This window comes from Nonlabens sp. (genome assembly GCF_039941875.1).
Lineage (GTDB): Bacteria > Bacteroidota > Bacteroidia > Flavobacteriales > Flavobacteriaceae > Nonlabens.
In genome coordinates, this window is record NZ_JBDVDQ010000003.1 from 410,085 (window position 1) to 425,050 (window position 14,966).

At 36.4% G+C, this 14,966-nt stretch carries 15 protein-coding genes and 1 tRNA gene; 3 read left to right on the forward strand and 13 right to left on the reverse strand.

The features are described 5' to 3' along the window. Window positions 1-31: 31 nt before the first annotated feature. The 3 genes from ABJF08_RS02250 to ABJF08_RS02260 form a co-directional block, all read right to left on the reverse strand. Window positions 32-427 carry a VOC family protein gene (locus tag ABJF08_RS02250; RefSeq protein WP_348114420.1) on the reverse strand — a complete coding sequence of 132 codons (396 nt, stop codon included), beginning with the start codon at window positions 425-427 and terminating at the stop codon, window positions 32-34. Next, complete coding sequence (locus tag ABJF08_RS02255) at window positions 424-1,368, reverse strand: 2-hydroxyacid dehydrogenase (protein ID WP_348114421.1); 945 nt, start codon at window positions 1,366-1,368, stop codon at window positions 424-426. Before ABJF08_RS02255 ends, ABJF08_RS02250 begins: the two co-directional genes overlap by 4 nt. A gap of 68 nt (window positions 1,369-1,436) precedes the next feature. After that, window positions 1,437-1,913, reverse strand: a complete 477-nt coding sequence (locus ABJF08_RS02260) for a hypothetical protein (RefSeq protein ID WP_348114422.1) — start codon at window positions 1,911-1,913, stop codon at window positions 1,437-1,439. A gap of 270 nt (window positions 1,914-2,183) precedes the next feature. Here ABJF08_RS02260 and ABJF08_RS02265 point away from each other — a divergent pair, with 270 nt between their 5' ends. Together ABJF08_RS02265 and ABJF08_RS02270 are read left to right on the forward strand one after the other, a co-directional pair. After that, window positions 2,184-2,414: a hypothetical protein gene (locus tag ABJF08_RS02265; RefSeq protein WP_348114423.1), complete on the forward strand. Its 231-nt coding sequence runs from the start codon at window positions 2,184-2,186 to the stop codon at window positions 2,412-2,414. 36 nt (window positions 2,415-2,450) lie between these two features. After that, window positions 2,451-3,983 carry a T9SS type A sorting domain-containing protein gene (locus tag ABJF08_RS02270; protein ID WP_348114424.1) on the forward strand — a complete coding sequence of 511 codons (1,533 nt, stop codon included), beginning with the start codon at window positions 2,451-2,453 and terminating at the stop codon, window positions 3,981-3,983. 44 nt (window positions 3,984-4,027) lie between these two features. Here the strand turns inward: ABJF08_RS02270 and mgtE are convergent, their stop codons facing one another. From mgtE to ABJF08_RS02320, 10 genes are all read right to left on the reverse strand, one after another. Further along, window positions 4,028-5,377, reverse strand: a complete 1,350-nt coding sequence (gene mgtE, locus ABJF08_RS02275; protein ID WP_348114425.1) for a magnesium transporter — start codon at window positions 5,375-5,377, stop codon at window positions 4,028-4,030. A gap of 72 nt (window positions 5,378-5,449) precedes the next feature. Continuing rightward, window positions 5,450-6,289 carry a 16S rRNA (adenine(1518)-N(6)/adenine(1519)-N(6))-dimethyltransferase RsmA gene (rsmA, locus tag ABJF08_RS02280; RefSeq protein WP_104513913.1) on the reverse strand — a complete coding sequence of 280 codons (840 nt, stop codon included), beginning with the start codon at window positions 6,287-6,289 and terminating at the stop codon, window positions 5,450-5,452. A gap of 46 nt (window positions 6,290-6,335) precedes the next feature. Continuing rightward, the gene (locus tag ABJF08_RS02285) at window positions 6,336-6,659 is read right to left on the reverse strand and encodes a DUF4286 family protein (RefSeq protein ID WP_104513912.1); all 324 of its coding nucleotides are present in this window, start codon (window positions 6,657-6,659) and stop codon (window positions 6,336-6,338) included. 19 nt (window positions 6,660-6,678) lie between these two features. Then, complete coding sequence (locus ABJF08_RS02290; protein WP_348114426.1) at window positions 6,679-8,469, reverse strand: tetratricopeptide repeat protein; 1,791 nt, start codon at window positions 8,467-8,469, stop codon at window positions 6,679-6,681. 12 nt (window positions 8,470-8,481) lie between these two features. Then, window positions 8,482-9,753, reverse strand: a complete 1,272-nt coding sequence (gene serS / locus ABJF08_RS02295) for a serine--tRNA ligase (protein WP_348114427.1) — start codon at window positions 9,751-9,753, stop codon at window positions 8,482-8,484. A 67-nt stretch (window positions 9,754-9,820) separates the two neighbouring features. Further along, the gene (locus ABJF08_RS02300) at window positions 9,821-11,161 is read right to left on the reverse strand and encodes an HTTM domain-containing protein (protein ID WP_348114428.1); all 1,341 of its coding nucleotides are present in this window, start codon (window positions 11,159-11,161) and stop codon (window positions 9,821-9,823) included. After that, window positions 11,142-12,077: a bifunctional riboflavin kinase/FAD synthetase gene (locus tag ABJF08_RS02305; RefSeq protein WP_348114429.1), complete on the reverse strand. Its 936-nt coding sequence runs from the start codon at window positions 12,075-12,077 to the stop codon at window positions 11,142-11,144. The genes ABJF08_RS02300 and ABJF08_RS02305 overlap by 20 nt, the downstream gene beginning before the upstream one ends. Window positions 12,078-12,223: 146 nt before the next feature. Then, window positions 12,224-12,862 (reverse strand): aminoacyl-tRNA hydrolase, encoded by a 639-nt coding sequence (pth, locus tag ABJF08_RS02310; RefSeq protein WP_348114430.1) that lies wholly within the window; start codon window positions 12,860-12,862, stop codon window positions 12,224-12,226. Window positions 12,863-12,925: 63 nt separating this feature from the next. Next, a complete protein-coding gene (locus ABJF08_RS02315) occupies window positions 12,926-13,558 on the reverse strand; it encodes a 50S ribosomal protein L25/general stress protein Ctc (protein WP_348114431.1) in 633 nt (210 codons plus the stop codon). A 24-nt stretch (window positions 13,559-13,582) separates the two neighbouring features. Further along, a complete protein-coding gene (locus ABJF08_RS02320) occupies window positions 13,583-14,524 on the reverse strand; it encodes a ribose-phosphate pyrophosphokinase (protein ID WP_348114432.1) in 942 nt (313 codons plus the stop codon). Between the two features lie 133 nt (window positions 14,525-14,657). Between ABJF08_RS02320 and ABJF08_RS02325 the strand changes: the two genes are divergently transcribed. Beyond that, a tRNA-Leu gene (locus ABJF08_RS02325) sits at window positions 14,658-14,739 on the forward strand. The last annotated feature ends 227 nt before the right edge of the window (window positions 14,740-14,966 follow it).

A 14,966-nucleotide genomic window follows, 5' to 3' on the forward strand; every position in this document is an offset into this window, starting at 1 on the left:
TTTTTTTAGATTAGTTTTTTGTAAATGTATGTTATTTTTCAAAAAGGTGTTCATTCATCGGTTCCCAAAGTTCTACTTTACGGCCATCACAGTCTATAATCCAGCCAAATTTACCGTAATCAAATTCTTGAATGTCTCCTGCTATTTCAACATTGTTTTCTCTCAGTTCGTTTATTAATCCATGTAAGTCATGTACTCTATAATTAATCATGAATTCTTGTTCTCCTGGCTCAAAGTAATTACTGTCTTCTTTAAAAGGACTCCACTGCTGGCTTGCTTTTTTATCTAGCGCAACACTATCTGCTTGCCAGAAGGTGCATCCATAATCATCTACTGGTAGACCCAAGTGCTTTTCATACCACGCCTTAGTCACTGCGGTGTCTTTACATTTAAAAAATATACCGCCTATTCCTGTTACTTTTTTCATGAGATAGTATGATTTGCAATTATTTTATCAGCGATTACTTCTGCTAGTTTATACTTAGATTCTACAGTCCATCCTGCTACATGAGGACTTAAAAGAACATTTTCCATCTCTAACAATTCTTTAAATGCTTGAGGTATTTCACTGTCGCGAAAAAGAGATTCAAAAGAACCCTTCTCATACTCTAACACATCTAACCCTGCAGCTAGTATTTTATTTGTTTTTAAAGCCGCAACAAGATCTTCTGTAACAACAGATTTACCTCTAGCGGTATTAATTAAATAAAAAGGCTTTTTAAAAGCAGCGATAAAAGCTGCATCTATCATCTTTATAGTCAGCGGTGTTTGTGGTGTGTGTAAACTTAACACGTCAGACTGTTCTTGTAATTCTTTAAGAGAGACCTGCTTGCAGTTCTTATCTCCTACATGTTCCTTTATGTCATAACAAATTACCTTACAGTCAAATCCAGAGAGCTTTTTTGCAAATGCTTTTCCCATATTACCATAACCTATAAGACCTACCGTTTTACCATCCAGTTCTACACCGCGATTTTCTTCTCTATGCCATAAACCAGAGCGTACTTCTTTATCGCCTTTGTTTAAATGATTAAATAAAGAGAGCAACATACCTAGAGCGTGTTCTCCTACGGCGTTTCTATTTCCCTCTGGTGCGTTATAACAGGCGATGTTATTAGCTGCCGTATAATCTAGATCTATGTTTTCTAGTCCAGCACCTACACGACCTATGTATTTTAAATGAGTCGCTGCACTTAAGAATTCACGATCTATAGGAAAACGACTGCGTACTATGATGCCATCATAGGTATCGATAACTTTCATTATTTCTTCCTTTGAAGAAGTAAAGTCAAAGTGATTTTCAAAACCAGCCTCTTCTAGCTTTTCTGCTAGAATATCATGGTTACTATCTAGGTGGAGTATTTTCATAAAGAGTTAATAGTTAGGATCGAGAAAGATAAAATCAGATGTTGTAATAAATGCATAAAGAAAGCTCATTAAACCTCCACCATATTCAGTTCTTGTTCAAAATCATATTGAAGATCTTCATGTAAGGTAGAAATACGAGTTCGTATCAATATTATTTGTCTAGCCATTAAATCTCTCATGGTTTTACTGCGCATGACTTGTGGATGTGTCTCGCGCATTAATCGACAGAAATGGATAAGCACAGCCACCTCAGTTTCTTTACTTCCAGAGTAACGCACGTACTTTTTTGCCTCGCGCAGTACTTTACGCACTCCTTTTTGTAAGCGATAATTATTAGAAGTGTTAAGTGCCAGAAACATAGTATCCATTAAGGTTTTTACATTTACCACATAATCATCTTCATCATTAGACTCAAAAAGCAAGTAAGTAAGCAGTTCCTTATTTTCTTTTTTAAATCTAGAAAGGCGCAAGATTATCTTCATCAAGTCTTCTTCAGACCTGAATTTAAGTTCTTCTTTTAATTCTTTTACCGTTGCCGTTTTCATATGGGAAAGATAAGTAATGGATGCTACTTTTTACTTAATCTTATCTTAGAAATACTTGGTGATCTTTTGGGGCTCGCTTTCGCGAAAGCGGAATAAAATCTTACTTATAGAATAAATAGACTTTAGCTTTAACCATTAACTCATTTCTATAACTCTATGAAATGTATTATGTAATGAGTGATTATACTCAAATTGAGCATAATTTTTCTCAATTCAATATATACTATGTATTTTAATGCCGAGGAAAAGTACTTTTAAAACAAATCATCCATGAAATCACTACTCTTAATATTAATTTTTTGCTTTTCCATATACAGTTTTTCACAAAACTATCAATATACCTGGGCAGAGCGTGGTGGTACGAGTACAGACGTGGTGACCTCTTCTAATCCTAATCGCAATCATGATCACGAGCATATACTAGACATAGCGGTAGATAACAATAATAATTATTACTACCTCGCTTTGAGTATGCACGGTAATGAGAGTATAGGCAGTTAGGCTTATACCAGTTATGGAACTAATCGCGCACAAGATTTGTTACTTTTTTCTACCGATTGTGCTGGTACTTTAAGATGGAGCAAGACCTTTGGTGGTGGTATGACGGTATTTGGTGGTGGGCTAGAGACCGATGCATTGGGAGGTGTTTATGTAAGCGGTATTGTTAGACCTAGAAGTTCTAGTTCACAACCTGCCATGCAATTTGATACTGATTTTGCCTTCGATCCTAATGGTACGACTTCAAATATTGGAAATCATAATAAAGAATTTTTTGTGGTTAAGTATAATACTCAAGGAATTTATCAATGGATAAGTCAGCCGCAGTTTGATAATCCTGCAGCAGGCGAAGGCGCTGCTCGCAACTATGGAATGGTGGTAGAAGCTGATGGTACCATAACTGTACAAACGTTGTTTATTGCTGGTACACATTTTAACGGTAATATAGTAGTACCAGCTCCTTTTAAAGGACTGGTGATCCAGATGAATAAAGACGGTAATTATTTGAATCACTTTGAATACGATATAGGTGGAGAAATTACTTATGACCGTAACGTGACTTATCATTACGACCCATTAAACGGGCAGCATTACTTTGGCCTTCATAAACGTATAGGTGGTGGCGGTGCAGTTTCCTTCGGTGGTGTGCAGCAAACTGGTGACGCGCTTATTGTTGCACTAGACGCTACTGGTACAGAATTATGGAGACATGATAGTATGGGTGTAAATAATCTTAAAAGTATAACAACAGATGATCAGTCCAATGTTTATATTTCTGGTGCTGGAAACAATTCTGGAGGTGTCAATCAAGAAGGTTTTGCAGGTCATGTATTTGATCAGGTAAATAGCCCAACTATATCTGGCGGAGAATTAGCTATCTATGTGATTAAATTAAACTCTAGTGGAATGCTACAATGGGGAACAAATCCTACTTATTCTACAGGTGGTATCTCTACAGGTTATGCTCTTCAAGTTAATGGTAACGAGGTAGCAATGGGCGGTTCTTTAGGTAATGCAAATACTTGGAGTGGGATAAACTTTAATAGACCACTATTGAGCAGTGCACAAGATCCAGTTGTAGTTCGATTTAATAAGAATACAGGAACGGTTATCGCTATAGAAGATATAGAAGGCCCATCTGGTTTTGATGACGAGATTACTGCTCTAGGAGTAGATAACTTTGGTAATTACATAGTAGGTGGTTATGTGACAAACAGCCTCTTTTTAAACGACCCCAATGTTCCTGTAATTACTAACGGTACTGGCGATAGTGATTTTTGGTTCGGTCAACTGGCCAAAACAGATTGTGCAGGTGTGCTATTAAGTAATGAAGATTTACAGCAATCTAGAGCGAGTATTTATCCTAATCCGGCTGTAAATGAGATTCAAATAAATAGTGATTTAGAATTTAGTTCTGTTTCTATTTATAATGTAAATGGTCAGCAAGTGTTGACCCAAATTTTGAACTCAGATCAGCGATTAAATATCTCTACCTTGTCTAATGGTGTGTACTTTTTAAAACTAGAAAACAACGGTCTGGAGATAGAGACATTGAAACTGGTTAAGGAGTAGTTGTTTGATCTCGCTTTCGCGAAAGCGGAATAAAAATCTATAATCTAGATGCCTATTATAGCTTTTGCAATCATGAAATAGATGAGAATCCCAAATATATCATTACTGGTGGTGATAAATGGACCTGTCGCAAGTGCTGGGTCTATACCACGCTTGTGTAAAGCAAGAGGGACAAAAGTACCTACGAGTCCGGCAACAATGATCACAACAAAAAGTGATGTGGAGATTGCGATAGATGTAAATAGTTCACCTTTAGTCGCAAATGTATAGGCAAATAAAAGAATGGCTAAAATGACGCCATTTAACATAGCTAGTAAAATTTCTTTTATTAATCGATTACTGATACTTCCCTTAAGGTCGTCGTTTGCAATACCTTGTACTATAATAGCGCTAGACTGTACACCTACATTACCTGCCATTGCAGCAATTAATGGAGTGAAGAAAAAGAGTACGGCGTGTTTTTCAAATATTTCTTCAAAACCGCCCATAATAGCCGCAGCGCCTATACCACCTAGAAGTCCTAAGACTAGCCATGGTAATCGTGCTTTAGTCAGTTCCCAGATGCTATCGTTAGCCTCTACATCTTGCGATATACCACTGGCTAGTTGGTAATCTTTTTCGGCTTCTTCTGTAATGAAATCTACAATATCATCTATGGTAATACGACCTACTAACCGGTCGAGCTCATCTACGACAGGTATGGCTTCTAGGTCATACTTACGCATGATGCGAGATACTTCTTCGCCTGGTGTGTTTACGGTTACAAAATCTACTTTGGGAATATAAACGTCTTTTATAGGAGTGTCTTCCTTACTGGTTAAGAGATCTTTTAAAGAGAGTCGGCCTTTAAGTTTATTATTGTTATCTACTACATAGATGGAATGTACGCGTGTAACATTTTCTGCCTGTGCGCGCATCTCGCTCACGCAACCGGTAACGCTCCAGTTCTCGTTAACTCTCACGAGTTCTTTGGCCATAAGTCCACCAGCACTGTTTTCTTCATAGCGCAATAGATCTACTATGTCCTCAGCATGTTGCTCATCTACGAGCTCATTGATTACAGATTGTGCTACATCTTCAGATAGTTCGTTAAGAATATCTGCCGCATCATCGGTATCCATTTCTTCTAGCTCTCCAGCTATTTCTTTAGGAGATAATGCATTAAGAATGCGGTCTCTTTGAGCCTCATCTAGCTCCATGAGAGCTTCAGACGTTTTTTCAGAATCTAGTAACTTTACTATAAAGACGGCATCTTCTAGATTAAGTTCGTCTATAATCTCTGCGATGTCTGCAAAGTGTAGTTCTTCTAGAATATGTTCTAGTTTATTAGTATCACTGACTTCAATAAGTGATTTTACTTCTTCAAGAAAGTCGTTGGTGATATTAAACTGCATGATTCTTACTTAAGCTAGCAAAGATAATTTTTTGAATAGGAGTAGGTGTCGTTTTTTACAAATTTGTAGGAATTATGACTCTAGTGCCTCAATTTCCTGAACTAATTCTACAAACATGGCTACACTTATTTGTTCTGGACGTAGATTAAAGAGTTCTTTTTCTCGCATCTCGTCAGGTAAATTCATCGTTTTTAATGAATTTCTTAAGGTCTTGCGACGTTGTTGAAAAGCTAGTTTTACTACCTGACGCAATTTTGCATAAGAACAAGGTAGTTGATCATAATCTTCTTTACGTGTTAAAAGCAATACACCACTATCCACTCTAGGCGGAGGATTAAACACCTCTGGACCTACAGTAAAAATATACTCTGCATGGTAATAAGCCTGTGCAAGAACAGATAGAATACCATACGTTTTTGAACCGTGTGGTGCGCAAATGCGCTGTGCTACTTCTTTTTGAAACATACCACCGAATTCTGGAATCTGGTCTCTGTTCTCTATAGTCTTAAATACTATTTGTGTACTTATATTATATGGAAAATTACCTATTATGGCAAATGAGCGATCTCCATAAATATCTGACAGATCTTTTTTAAGAAAATCTGCTTCTATTACGGCAAATGTTTTATCATTTACCAGGCCAGCGTGTTCTATCGGGAAACTGGTAGTTAAATATTCTACAGACTCACTGTCTAGTTCTAGTGCAGTAACCTTAATATCTTTTCTCAGTACATGTTTAGTAAGTACACCGGTTCCTGGTCCTATTTCTAGTACTTGATCATACCCTTTGTAAGTTAAACAGTCGGCAATGCGCACGGCTACAGTATCATCCTTAAGGAAGTGCTGTCCTAGGTGTTTCTTTGCGGTAACACCTTTGTCTTGCGATGTGTATTTAGGTTTATATTTTGCCAATGTTTTTCTGTTTGAATATGTTTTTAATCGAAATCAATGATTATTTCTAACCTCTACGTACGTTATATTCATCGATTAATTCTAGCTCTGTTCTAAAAGAAAGAACTTGTTCTCCAAATTTACTTATGCCTTCTTTTCTCAATTCTGCAGCATGATTTTCATAGTAGTCCAATAATGCTTCTTTACTGTTAGCCTTATACTGGATAGAAAAAGTACTGTGTCCATCTTTATCCTCTACAAGAACTCTTGTGAATCTAGCGTCCATAAACAGTCCTGTTCCCAGTACTTTGGCAATGTGTTCTCTAATCCATGGTACCCATTCTGGTTCTAATGAAGAATGCATGTTACAAGTGACATTATATATGATCATAAATCTGTTGATTTTATACTTAAAAAGCTTTGTCGTTTTCATCACCACGCAACCTGCGATAGCGCCTGCGAGCATCTACAAAGTGAATGCTGTCTGCGTGTGAAAATATTATTTTTTCAAAAAGCTCTTTGGCTTTTAATGGGTTTTCTAGATGTTCTTGATATAATAGACCTAGTCTGTAATAAGCATCGTCTGCAAGAATACCATCGCTGTAATTATCGATAATAAGCTGGTAATTATCTCTAGCTTTTTCAAACTTGCTATCTATTTCATAAAGCTGTGCTTGTTTTAATAAGACTTCATCTTCGATAGGGTCTCCTTTGTGATCTAACAGTAATTGATCGTATAAGATTATGGCTTCAGATCTTTTATTCTGGTATTGTTTTAATTCCGCTTTCGCGAAAGCTTTTAAAGCAACAAACGTCGTGTCTTCTACAGAGTGGTCTGCAATAGTCAGGCTTAATTCCATAGCATCGTTTGCAATTAATTTACTGGCAGCGCTGCGCAATACTTTTAATTGAGTCAGACTCCAAGGAAAGTCGCCTTGATAATAGCTGGTACGTGCTACTTTAAATTGAGATTCTTGAGCACGCAGGTCGTTAGGTAGATCGTTTTGAACCTGACTGTAAAATATAAGCGCTCTGTTAAATTGCTCTTGTAGAACGAGTATGTCTGCAAGGAGAATTTTTACATCTGCTTTTTGAAATTTACTTAAATTAGTTTTTTCTAATGCTATCAGTAAATCACTAGCCATTTGAGGCTCATTAATTTTAAAAGCTATAAAATTTGCATAGTCTAGTTGCAGTCTAAAAGTTTCTTTGTCCCTACCATAAGTGTTAAGCAAGTTTTCATAATCTAATTTAATAGATTCAAATTCTAGAGCGGTAGCGGCGTCTGCTCGCAATTTAATTTTTAACCTTTGTGCACTATATTTAGTAATCAAAGATTGCGTTTCTTCAATCATGTAATCAAGAATATCCTTTGCGGCGTCTAGGTCATTCTCGTCTATAGCAGTGACCACAAGATTTTTGAGGTTGTCCATATTAGACTCCTCACGTTTATAAATAGCTTTTTCTTGGATAAATGCTTTTTTAAAATCCTTTTGTTGTACAAATAACCAGGATAGCAACTGATTATAAATAGGGTCTGGATTTTCACGCAAGCGTAATAAAAGTACCTTTCTTAATAGTTTATTACCTTCATTATCTGCATTATCGGTAACATATTGAGAAAATATTGCTTGTGCTCGAGAGCGGTAAACGGCATTTTGCTCTATTAAGGTCACGTTAGTGTCGAACATCTTTTCTAGATCTCCTTGTTCACCGTATAATTTAGCCAGTTGATAATTGTAATTAAGCTTATCGTTAAGAGCCATTCCTTTTTCATAGGACAGTATAGCTTCTTCTAGCTCATTGCGCTTTTCAAATCTATAGGCTATTTGATAGGTAAGTTGTGGTAAAGAATCTATAACATGAATCGCTTTTTGGTAATAATTAGTTGCGATACTGTCTTTACCTTGTAGCGTTGCATTATAACCACGTTCTATGTAAAATTGCTCTTTGCGCGGCGTGCTTTTTTGCGCAATATCTATAATAGAATCTACACTGGAATAACGCTCTAGTTGCTGGTATACTTCAATAAGCGCAAACACATTCCTGGGATTGCGCTTATTTTTATCGTATATTTTTTGATAGATTTTTAATGCCTTATTGTACTCACCTTGATCCATGTAATTTTCAGCAAGTTTAGAATCTTGAGCAAAACTAAAGGTGCAAAAAAGTGCCGTAAAAACTACAAAAAGGTAACGCATAAGGTTTTAAAGTTAATCTATAGTATCAAAACCGCAATAAGGAATCAATACTTTAGGGATTTTAATACCACCTTCTACTTGAAAGTTTTCTAGAATACTTGCAAGAATACGTGGTAATGCTAGTGAGCTACCATTCAAAGTATGTGCCAGTTCTGTTCCTTTTTCTCCAGATCTATAACGCAATTTCAAACGATTTGCTTGAAAAGCTTTAAAGTTAGATACACTACTTACTTCTAGCCATTTGTCTTGTGCAGTACTGTAAACTTCAAAATCATAAGTTAGAGTAGAGGTGAAACCTAGATCACCACCGCAAAGACGTAAAATGCGATAAGGTAATTCTAGCTCTTCAAGTATTTCTTGCACATGTGATACCATGTTATCTAGTGCTGCATCACTATTTTCAGGATGCTCGATACGTAAAATCTCCACTTTATCAAACTGATGTAAACGATTAAGACCTCTTACATCACTACCATAACTACCAGCCTCACGACGGAAACATGGTGTATAACCAGTCATTTTAATAGGGAAATCTTTATTTTCTAAAATACGGTCTCTATAAATGTTAGTTATAGGAACTTCTCCAGTAGGGATTAAATAGAGATCGTCTACACCTACATGGTACATCTGTCCTTCTTTGTCTGGTAACTGACCTGTTCCATAACCACTTGCTTCATTTACAAGATGCGGTACTTGCATCTCTTCATATCCTGCAGCGGTATTTTTATCAAGAAAATAATTGATTAACGCACGTTGTAAACGAGCACCTTTCTTTTTATAAACAGGGAATCCAGCACCAGTAATTTTATTACCCAATTCAAAGTCTATGATATCATAATCTTTTACCAGTTCCCAGTGTGGTTTTGCGCCCTCATGTAAATTAGGTATTTCCCCATGTTCAGAAATCACCTCATTATCTTCATCGCTATTTCCTGCAGGAACGCTGTCCTGTGGTATGTTAGGAATGGTGTACAGGATATTTTGTAATTCTTCTACAGCAGCATTTAATTGTTCTCCCAGTTGTTTAGAAGATTCTTTTAAATCGGCTGTTTGGGATTTCAGTTCATTAGCTTCGGCAGCTTTTCCTGACTTAAAAAGCATTCCTATTTCTTTAGAAAGTTTATTGCTTTTTGCTAGTGTTTCGTCTAGCTGTCCTTGTAAACTGCGACGGTTTTCATCTACGGCAATAGCGCTTTCTAATAAAGGAAGTGCATCGATGTTTCTCTTTTGCAATGCGATTGCAAACGCGTCTTTGTTTTCACGTATTTCTGCTATTTGTAGCATGTGATCTGATTTAAAGTATGGTGGTAAAATTAGCAATAATCGTTAACATAACGGTAGGAACAGCTGCTTAGTTTTTAAGCGTGGGAATTTCTTCATAAAGTGAAGAAGGCATGATCCAAGAATGGTGTTCAAAGTGGCTCCATTCTTCTTGTGTAAGATCTACCGTTGGGTCTGTAAGTTGTTTTCTAGGTCTACCGTTTATGGAAACCTTTATATCTGCATAGACCTCTATTTCTTTACCTTCTCTAGCGTAGATTTCTTCTAGCTTTTGTGCAAATTGCCATATAAAATCAGGTTTAGACTGTACAGAGCGCTTCTGTTTTTTACTTAAATATTGACTTAAATGTACAGGCATTTTTTTGCCAGTTTCTTTATCTACTATATAGAAAATACCATATCCAGACCTACTGCGCAACATCATGCGCCAGCTTAGTCGGTGTCCTTCTTCAGTCCATAATACATCATCTTCTATTGCCCAATGTCTTAATGGTAGTAATAGCATGGTGATTAAAAATGTGATGCTGCAAAAGAGAATAATAGGTTTTGTTTTAGGTACAATAACTTCGGCTGCTGCATAGTAGGTTTTTTTCCAAATCAACCTTTTGTGCAATACCTCGGTAGAGAAAAAGAACAATAAAAAGGATAGTGCCAGATAAGGAAAGATTCCTATCTGAAAAACAATACTATTAAATATGTGGAAGAAGATAGACGCAATAATAGCTATCCATCTCGTTTTTTTCCATAATAAGAAAGGCACGATTAACAAATCAAAGAATAAACCGAAATACAATATCGCCTGATGTGACCAGTCGTGTTGTAAAATATCAAAGGACTTACCTCTTGTACTCATTAAATATTTTGCAAAACTACCGTCTAACCAGTCTGGGTAGAACTTTGCGATACTTGCATATGCATAAACGATCCATATAAAGGCGATAATAAATGCATAAATCCACCTAGACATATGCTCTTTTCTAAAGCTAGCATCTAATCTCGCATCTATGGATGCCGACCTGTTTGCAGGTAAAAAGATCATGATAAAATTGAGTAGCATTAATAAGTAACAGTGGTTGTTGTAACTACTCTTTTGCAATAAGTAAACATAGGCCCAGCTTATAGCATAAAAAATTATTGCCATGCGATATTTGTAACCTACCATGACCATTAAGCCAGCGATTCCCATAATCGAGTATAGTACGTACATCCAGTTACCAGGTAGAGGTTCAAGAAATTCAAAACCTATAAAGGTAAAAGTAAAATCTGGCTCTATAAATAATCTTCTTACTGCGCCTAGTGCAATAGAGCCAAATGCTTCACAGGCTATAAGTAGTCCGAAAATCATCCTGAAGATGACCAGTGCAGAATTATCTACCTGTGTAAAAAGCCATTTATCCCACTTGCTGTACATAGGCTCTTGTTTTTTGCTCGTCCAGTTGCATTGCTTTAATTAGATCTTCTAGGTGATTAAATTTTTCTTCTTGTCTCAATCTTTTATGAAAGAATAATTCTAATTTCTTACCATAAAGATCTTCATTAAAATCTAGGTAATAGGTCTCTATAGTTTGAATAGCTTCATTAGAAACAGTAGGATTTACACCTATATTAGTCATTCCATACACACGAGTGTCGTTAATAATAGAACTCGTGATGTAAACACCTGGTGCAGGAATAAGTTTATAAGATTCCTTAACTATTAAGTTTGCGGTAGGATAGCCTATAGTGCGACCCACTTGTTTTCCAGTAACGACAGTGCCGTGTATACTGAAATTGCAGTTCAAGTATTTATTAGTTATTTCTATTGCGCCGTTTTCTAAGGCATGTCTCACCTTAGTACTGCTTACCGCAACTTCTGCTACTTCTTTTTTTGAAATTTCTATAACTTCAAAATCATATTCTTTAGAATATTCTATTAGTTGTTCAATGCTAGCAGATCGATTAATGCCGAAACGGTGGTCGTAACCTATCACTATTACTTTGGCATTTAATTTATCGACTAATATGTTTTTTACATAATCTAAGGCAGTTGTTCTGGAGAATTCTTTAGAAAAGGGATGTATAACGATGTTCTCAATCCCTTGATTTGCAACTAGATCGACACGTTCTGTAATAGAATTAATTAATTTCAGGTCATGATCTGGCTGTAATACCATTCTAGGATGTGGAAAAAAGGTGAGAAGAAGGCTCGTTAGATTATCTTCTTTAGCTTTTTTGACTACACGTTGTAAGATTTTCTGATGTCCTTGATGAACGCCATCAAAGGTTCCTATAGTTACCACTGCACCTTTTACAGCATTATATTTATCAATATTATCGTAGGTATTCAATTCAGAGTCTTCTTTTGAGAGCTTGCAAATTAAAATAATCTGCGCATATTTTTATGTTTTTAAGAGCCTTTTAATGGATGTGATGTTGGTAGTTGTTCCGCTTTCGCGAAAGCGAGATCCATATCCATCCATTATTAAGAGTCCAGTTATTTTCCATTGTATTGATTCATGGTGTTAGCTAGACCTGCGTGAGTAAAGGATAGCGCCATGTCTGCAGTGGTGCTGAGGCGTTCTGGAAGATCTTTTTGTTCTTCTTTATTCCATTCTCCAAGTACATAATCTACCTGTCTGCCACTGGAAAAAGTATTAGAAATACCGAAACGTAAACGTGGGTATTTAGGCGTGTTAAGTGTGATTTGAGTGTCTTTTAAACCATTGTGGCCGCCATCAGTACCTTTTGCTTTCATGCGCAGTGTACCGAACGGTAGGTTCAAGTCGTCGGTGATAACAAGTATGTTCTCTATATCGATACCTTCTTGTTTCATGTAATATTTAATCGCTTTACCGCTCAAATTCATGAAGGTGTTAGGTTTAAGTAGAATAATGCTTTTACCCTTGTGTTTAATAGAAGCAACGTCGCCTAGTTTTAGGGTTTCAAAACTAGCCTCTTTTAATGAGGCGATTTTATCTAGTACTTTAAAACCTATATTGTGTCTGGTCTCTGTATATTTTGCGCCTGGATTACCCAAGCCTATGATCAAGAATTTTTTCATGGGGTCTTCTTCCTTTAAGATAATAGTGGTTTGAGGTTCACTATTCCATATGTTTTGTAACCATTTAAACATGCTGTAAAAATAAAAAAGCTGCAAGAAATAAATCTTGCAGCTTGTAAAAGTATGGAAAAGCGATTAATCTTGTTTAACCGCAGCTTCATCACTTGTTTCAGTAGAAGGAACATCACCTTCTTCATCATCATCATCATCATCTGCAACAGCAGTACGAGATGTTTTGATCATACAAACTACTACAGAGTCTTGGTGCATGATTTCATATTCATCTACTCTTAAGTCACGTACGTATTTCTTAGCACCAATTTTCATTGGAGAGATATCGATTGTGATATAATCAGGTAAGTTAGCTGGTAAAGCTTTTACTTTTAATTTACGGTTGTTACGACGTAAAACACCACCATTAAGTACACCTCTTGCAGAACCTTCAAGAATAACTGGTACTTCCATAGTTACAGCTTTATCATCAAATATTTGATAAAAATCTGCATGTAAAAGAAGTTCTTTTACTGGGTGCCATTGCATATCTTGAGCGATAGCATTAAACTGTCCGTCTTTTCCTAAATCGATAACTACAGTGTGTGCATCTGGAGTGTAGATAAGTTTTTTGAACGCTTTTTCTTCTGCTGAGAAATGTATTGCTTCGTCTCCTCCGTAAATTACGCAAGGTACCAATCCAGCATTACGTAGGGCTTTAGTTGCCTTTTTACCCACGCTTTCTCTTTTAGATCCTAAGATCGTGATTGATTTCATGTTATATATATTTAGTTAATGAAATTACATTATAAAGTTGTCACTGATAGATTCATTGTTTTGTACGCTTTGCATAACGCCTGCAAATAGTTCAGCACAAGATAATACTCTGATCTTGCTGCTTTCTTTTTTCAATGGAATCGAGTCTGTAACGATTAATTCTAATAATTGAGAGTCTTCTATGCGTTCATATGCCTTGCCGGATAGAATAGCGTGTGTACAAATTGCTCTTACACTTTTTGCGCCTCTTTCCATCATTACATCTGCCGCTTTAGTAAGTGTACCTGCTGTGTCTACCATGTCATCTACTAAGACTACGTTTTTACCTGTTACATCACCTATAAGTTCCATGTGAGAAATCACATTTGCTTTCTGGCGTTGTTTGTAACATACTACTACGTCGCTTTCTAATACTTTAGCATATGCATAGGCACGTTTTGATCCACCCATGTCTGGAGATGCTATAGTAAGGTCACTTAAATTAAGACTCTTTAAATAAGGAATGAATAGAGAACTGGCAAAAAGATGATCTACTGGCTTTTCAAAGAATCCTTGTATCTGGTCTGCATGTAGGTCCATCGTTATAATACGAGTAGCTCCTGCAGATTCTAGAATTTTTGCGATCATCTTTGCACCTATCGGTACACGAGGCTTGTCTTTGCGATCTTGTCTAGCCCAACCGAAATATGGTATTACTGCTGTGATGTGTCTCGCGCTTGCGCGTTTTGCAGCATCCATCATTAATAACATTTCCATTAAATGGTCGCTACTAGGTTGTGTAGATCCTATAATAAAGACACGACGGCCTCTTATAGATTCTTCAAAAGAAGGCTGGAATTCTCCATCACTAAATGTAGAGAAATTTACCTTACCTAAAGTTGCGCCGTACTTGTCTGCTATAGCAGTAGCAAGGTCCATACTTTGGCGACAGCCGAATAACTTAGCGTTGTTTAAAGGGTAGTTCATATTAAAATCCTTTAGGTCTTGATTTTAAGGCTGCAAATGTACTTATAATTTTAGAGAAGCCTCTCTAAATAAGAGTCAAATTGTATTTAAAAATAATTTTAATGTATTACTTTTGCCGCTCCAATTAATTAATGCCTCAGTGGTGGAATTGGTAGACACGTTGGATTCAAAATCCAATGCTTCACGGCGTGCCGGTTCGATTCCGGCCTGAGGTACAAAAGGAGTGCTCTTTATTATAAAGACACTCCTTTTTTTATTTAAAAGCAGATTTTTAAATATTAACATTTACATAACATCGCTTCTGTCTAGTAGGCCTAAACTTCTGAAAGTCTTACGGTTTCTAGTGGTTTTTCTTGCCGTTGAAACAGCTATTCCTATACGTTTGCTAGAATATTTAATTATAGATTAACATTAGTTGTGCTATTTTAGCTCAAGAAATTAT

Excerpts from the sequence above, each read along its gene's own strand:
- ABJF08_RS02250 (WP_348114420.1), bottom strand. The coding sequence starts at position 427 with ATGAAAAAAGTAACAGGAATAGGCGGTATATTTTTTAAATGTAAAGAC.
- ABJF08_RS02255 (WP_348114421.1), bottom strand. The coding sequence starts at position 1,368 with ATGAAAATACTCCACCTAGATAGTAACCATGATATTCTAGCAGAAAAG.
- ABJF08_RS02260 (WP_348114422.1), bottom strand. The coding sequence starts at position 1,913 with ATGAAAACGGCAACGGTAAAAGAATTAAAAGAAGAACTTAAATTCAGG.
- ABJF08_RS02265 (WP_348114423.1), top strand. The coding sequence starts at position 2,184 with ATGAAATCACTACTCTTAATATTAATTTTTTGCTTTTCCATATACAGT.
- mgtE (WP_348114425.1), bottom strand. The coding sequence starts at position 5,377 with ATGCAGTTTAATATCACCAACGACTTTCTTGAAGAAGTAAAATCACTT.
- ABJF08_RS02285 (WP_104513912.1), bottom strand. The coding sequence starts at position 6,659 with ATGATCATATATAATGTCACTTGTAACATGCATTCTTCATTAGAACCA.
- ABJF08_RS02290 (WP_348114426.1), bottom strand. The coding sequence starts at position 8,469 with ATGCGTTACCTTTTTGTAGTTTTTACGGCACTTTTTTGCACCTTTAGT.
- serS (WP_348114427.1), bottom strand. The coding sequence starts at position 9,753 with ATGCTACAAATAGCAGAAATACGTGAAAACAAAGACGCGTTTGCAATC.
- ABJF08_RS02300 (WP_348114428.1), bottom strand. The coding sequence starts at position 11,161 with ATGTACAGCAAGTGGGATAAATGGCTTTTTACACAGGTAGATAATTCT.
- pth (WP_348114430.1), bottom strand. The coding sequence starts at position 12,862 with ATGTTTAAATGGTTACAAAACATATGGAATAGTGAACCTCAAACCACT.
- ABJF08_RS02315 (WP_348114431.1), bottom strand. The coding sequence starts at position 13,558 with ATGAAATCAATCACGATCTTAGGATCTAAAAGAGAAAGCGTGGGTAAA.
- ABJF08_RS02320 (WP_348114432.1), bottom strand. The coding sequence starts at position 14,524 with ATGAACTACCCTTTAAACAACGCTAAGTTATTCGGCTGTCGCCAAAGT.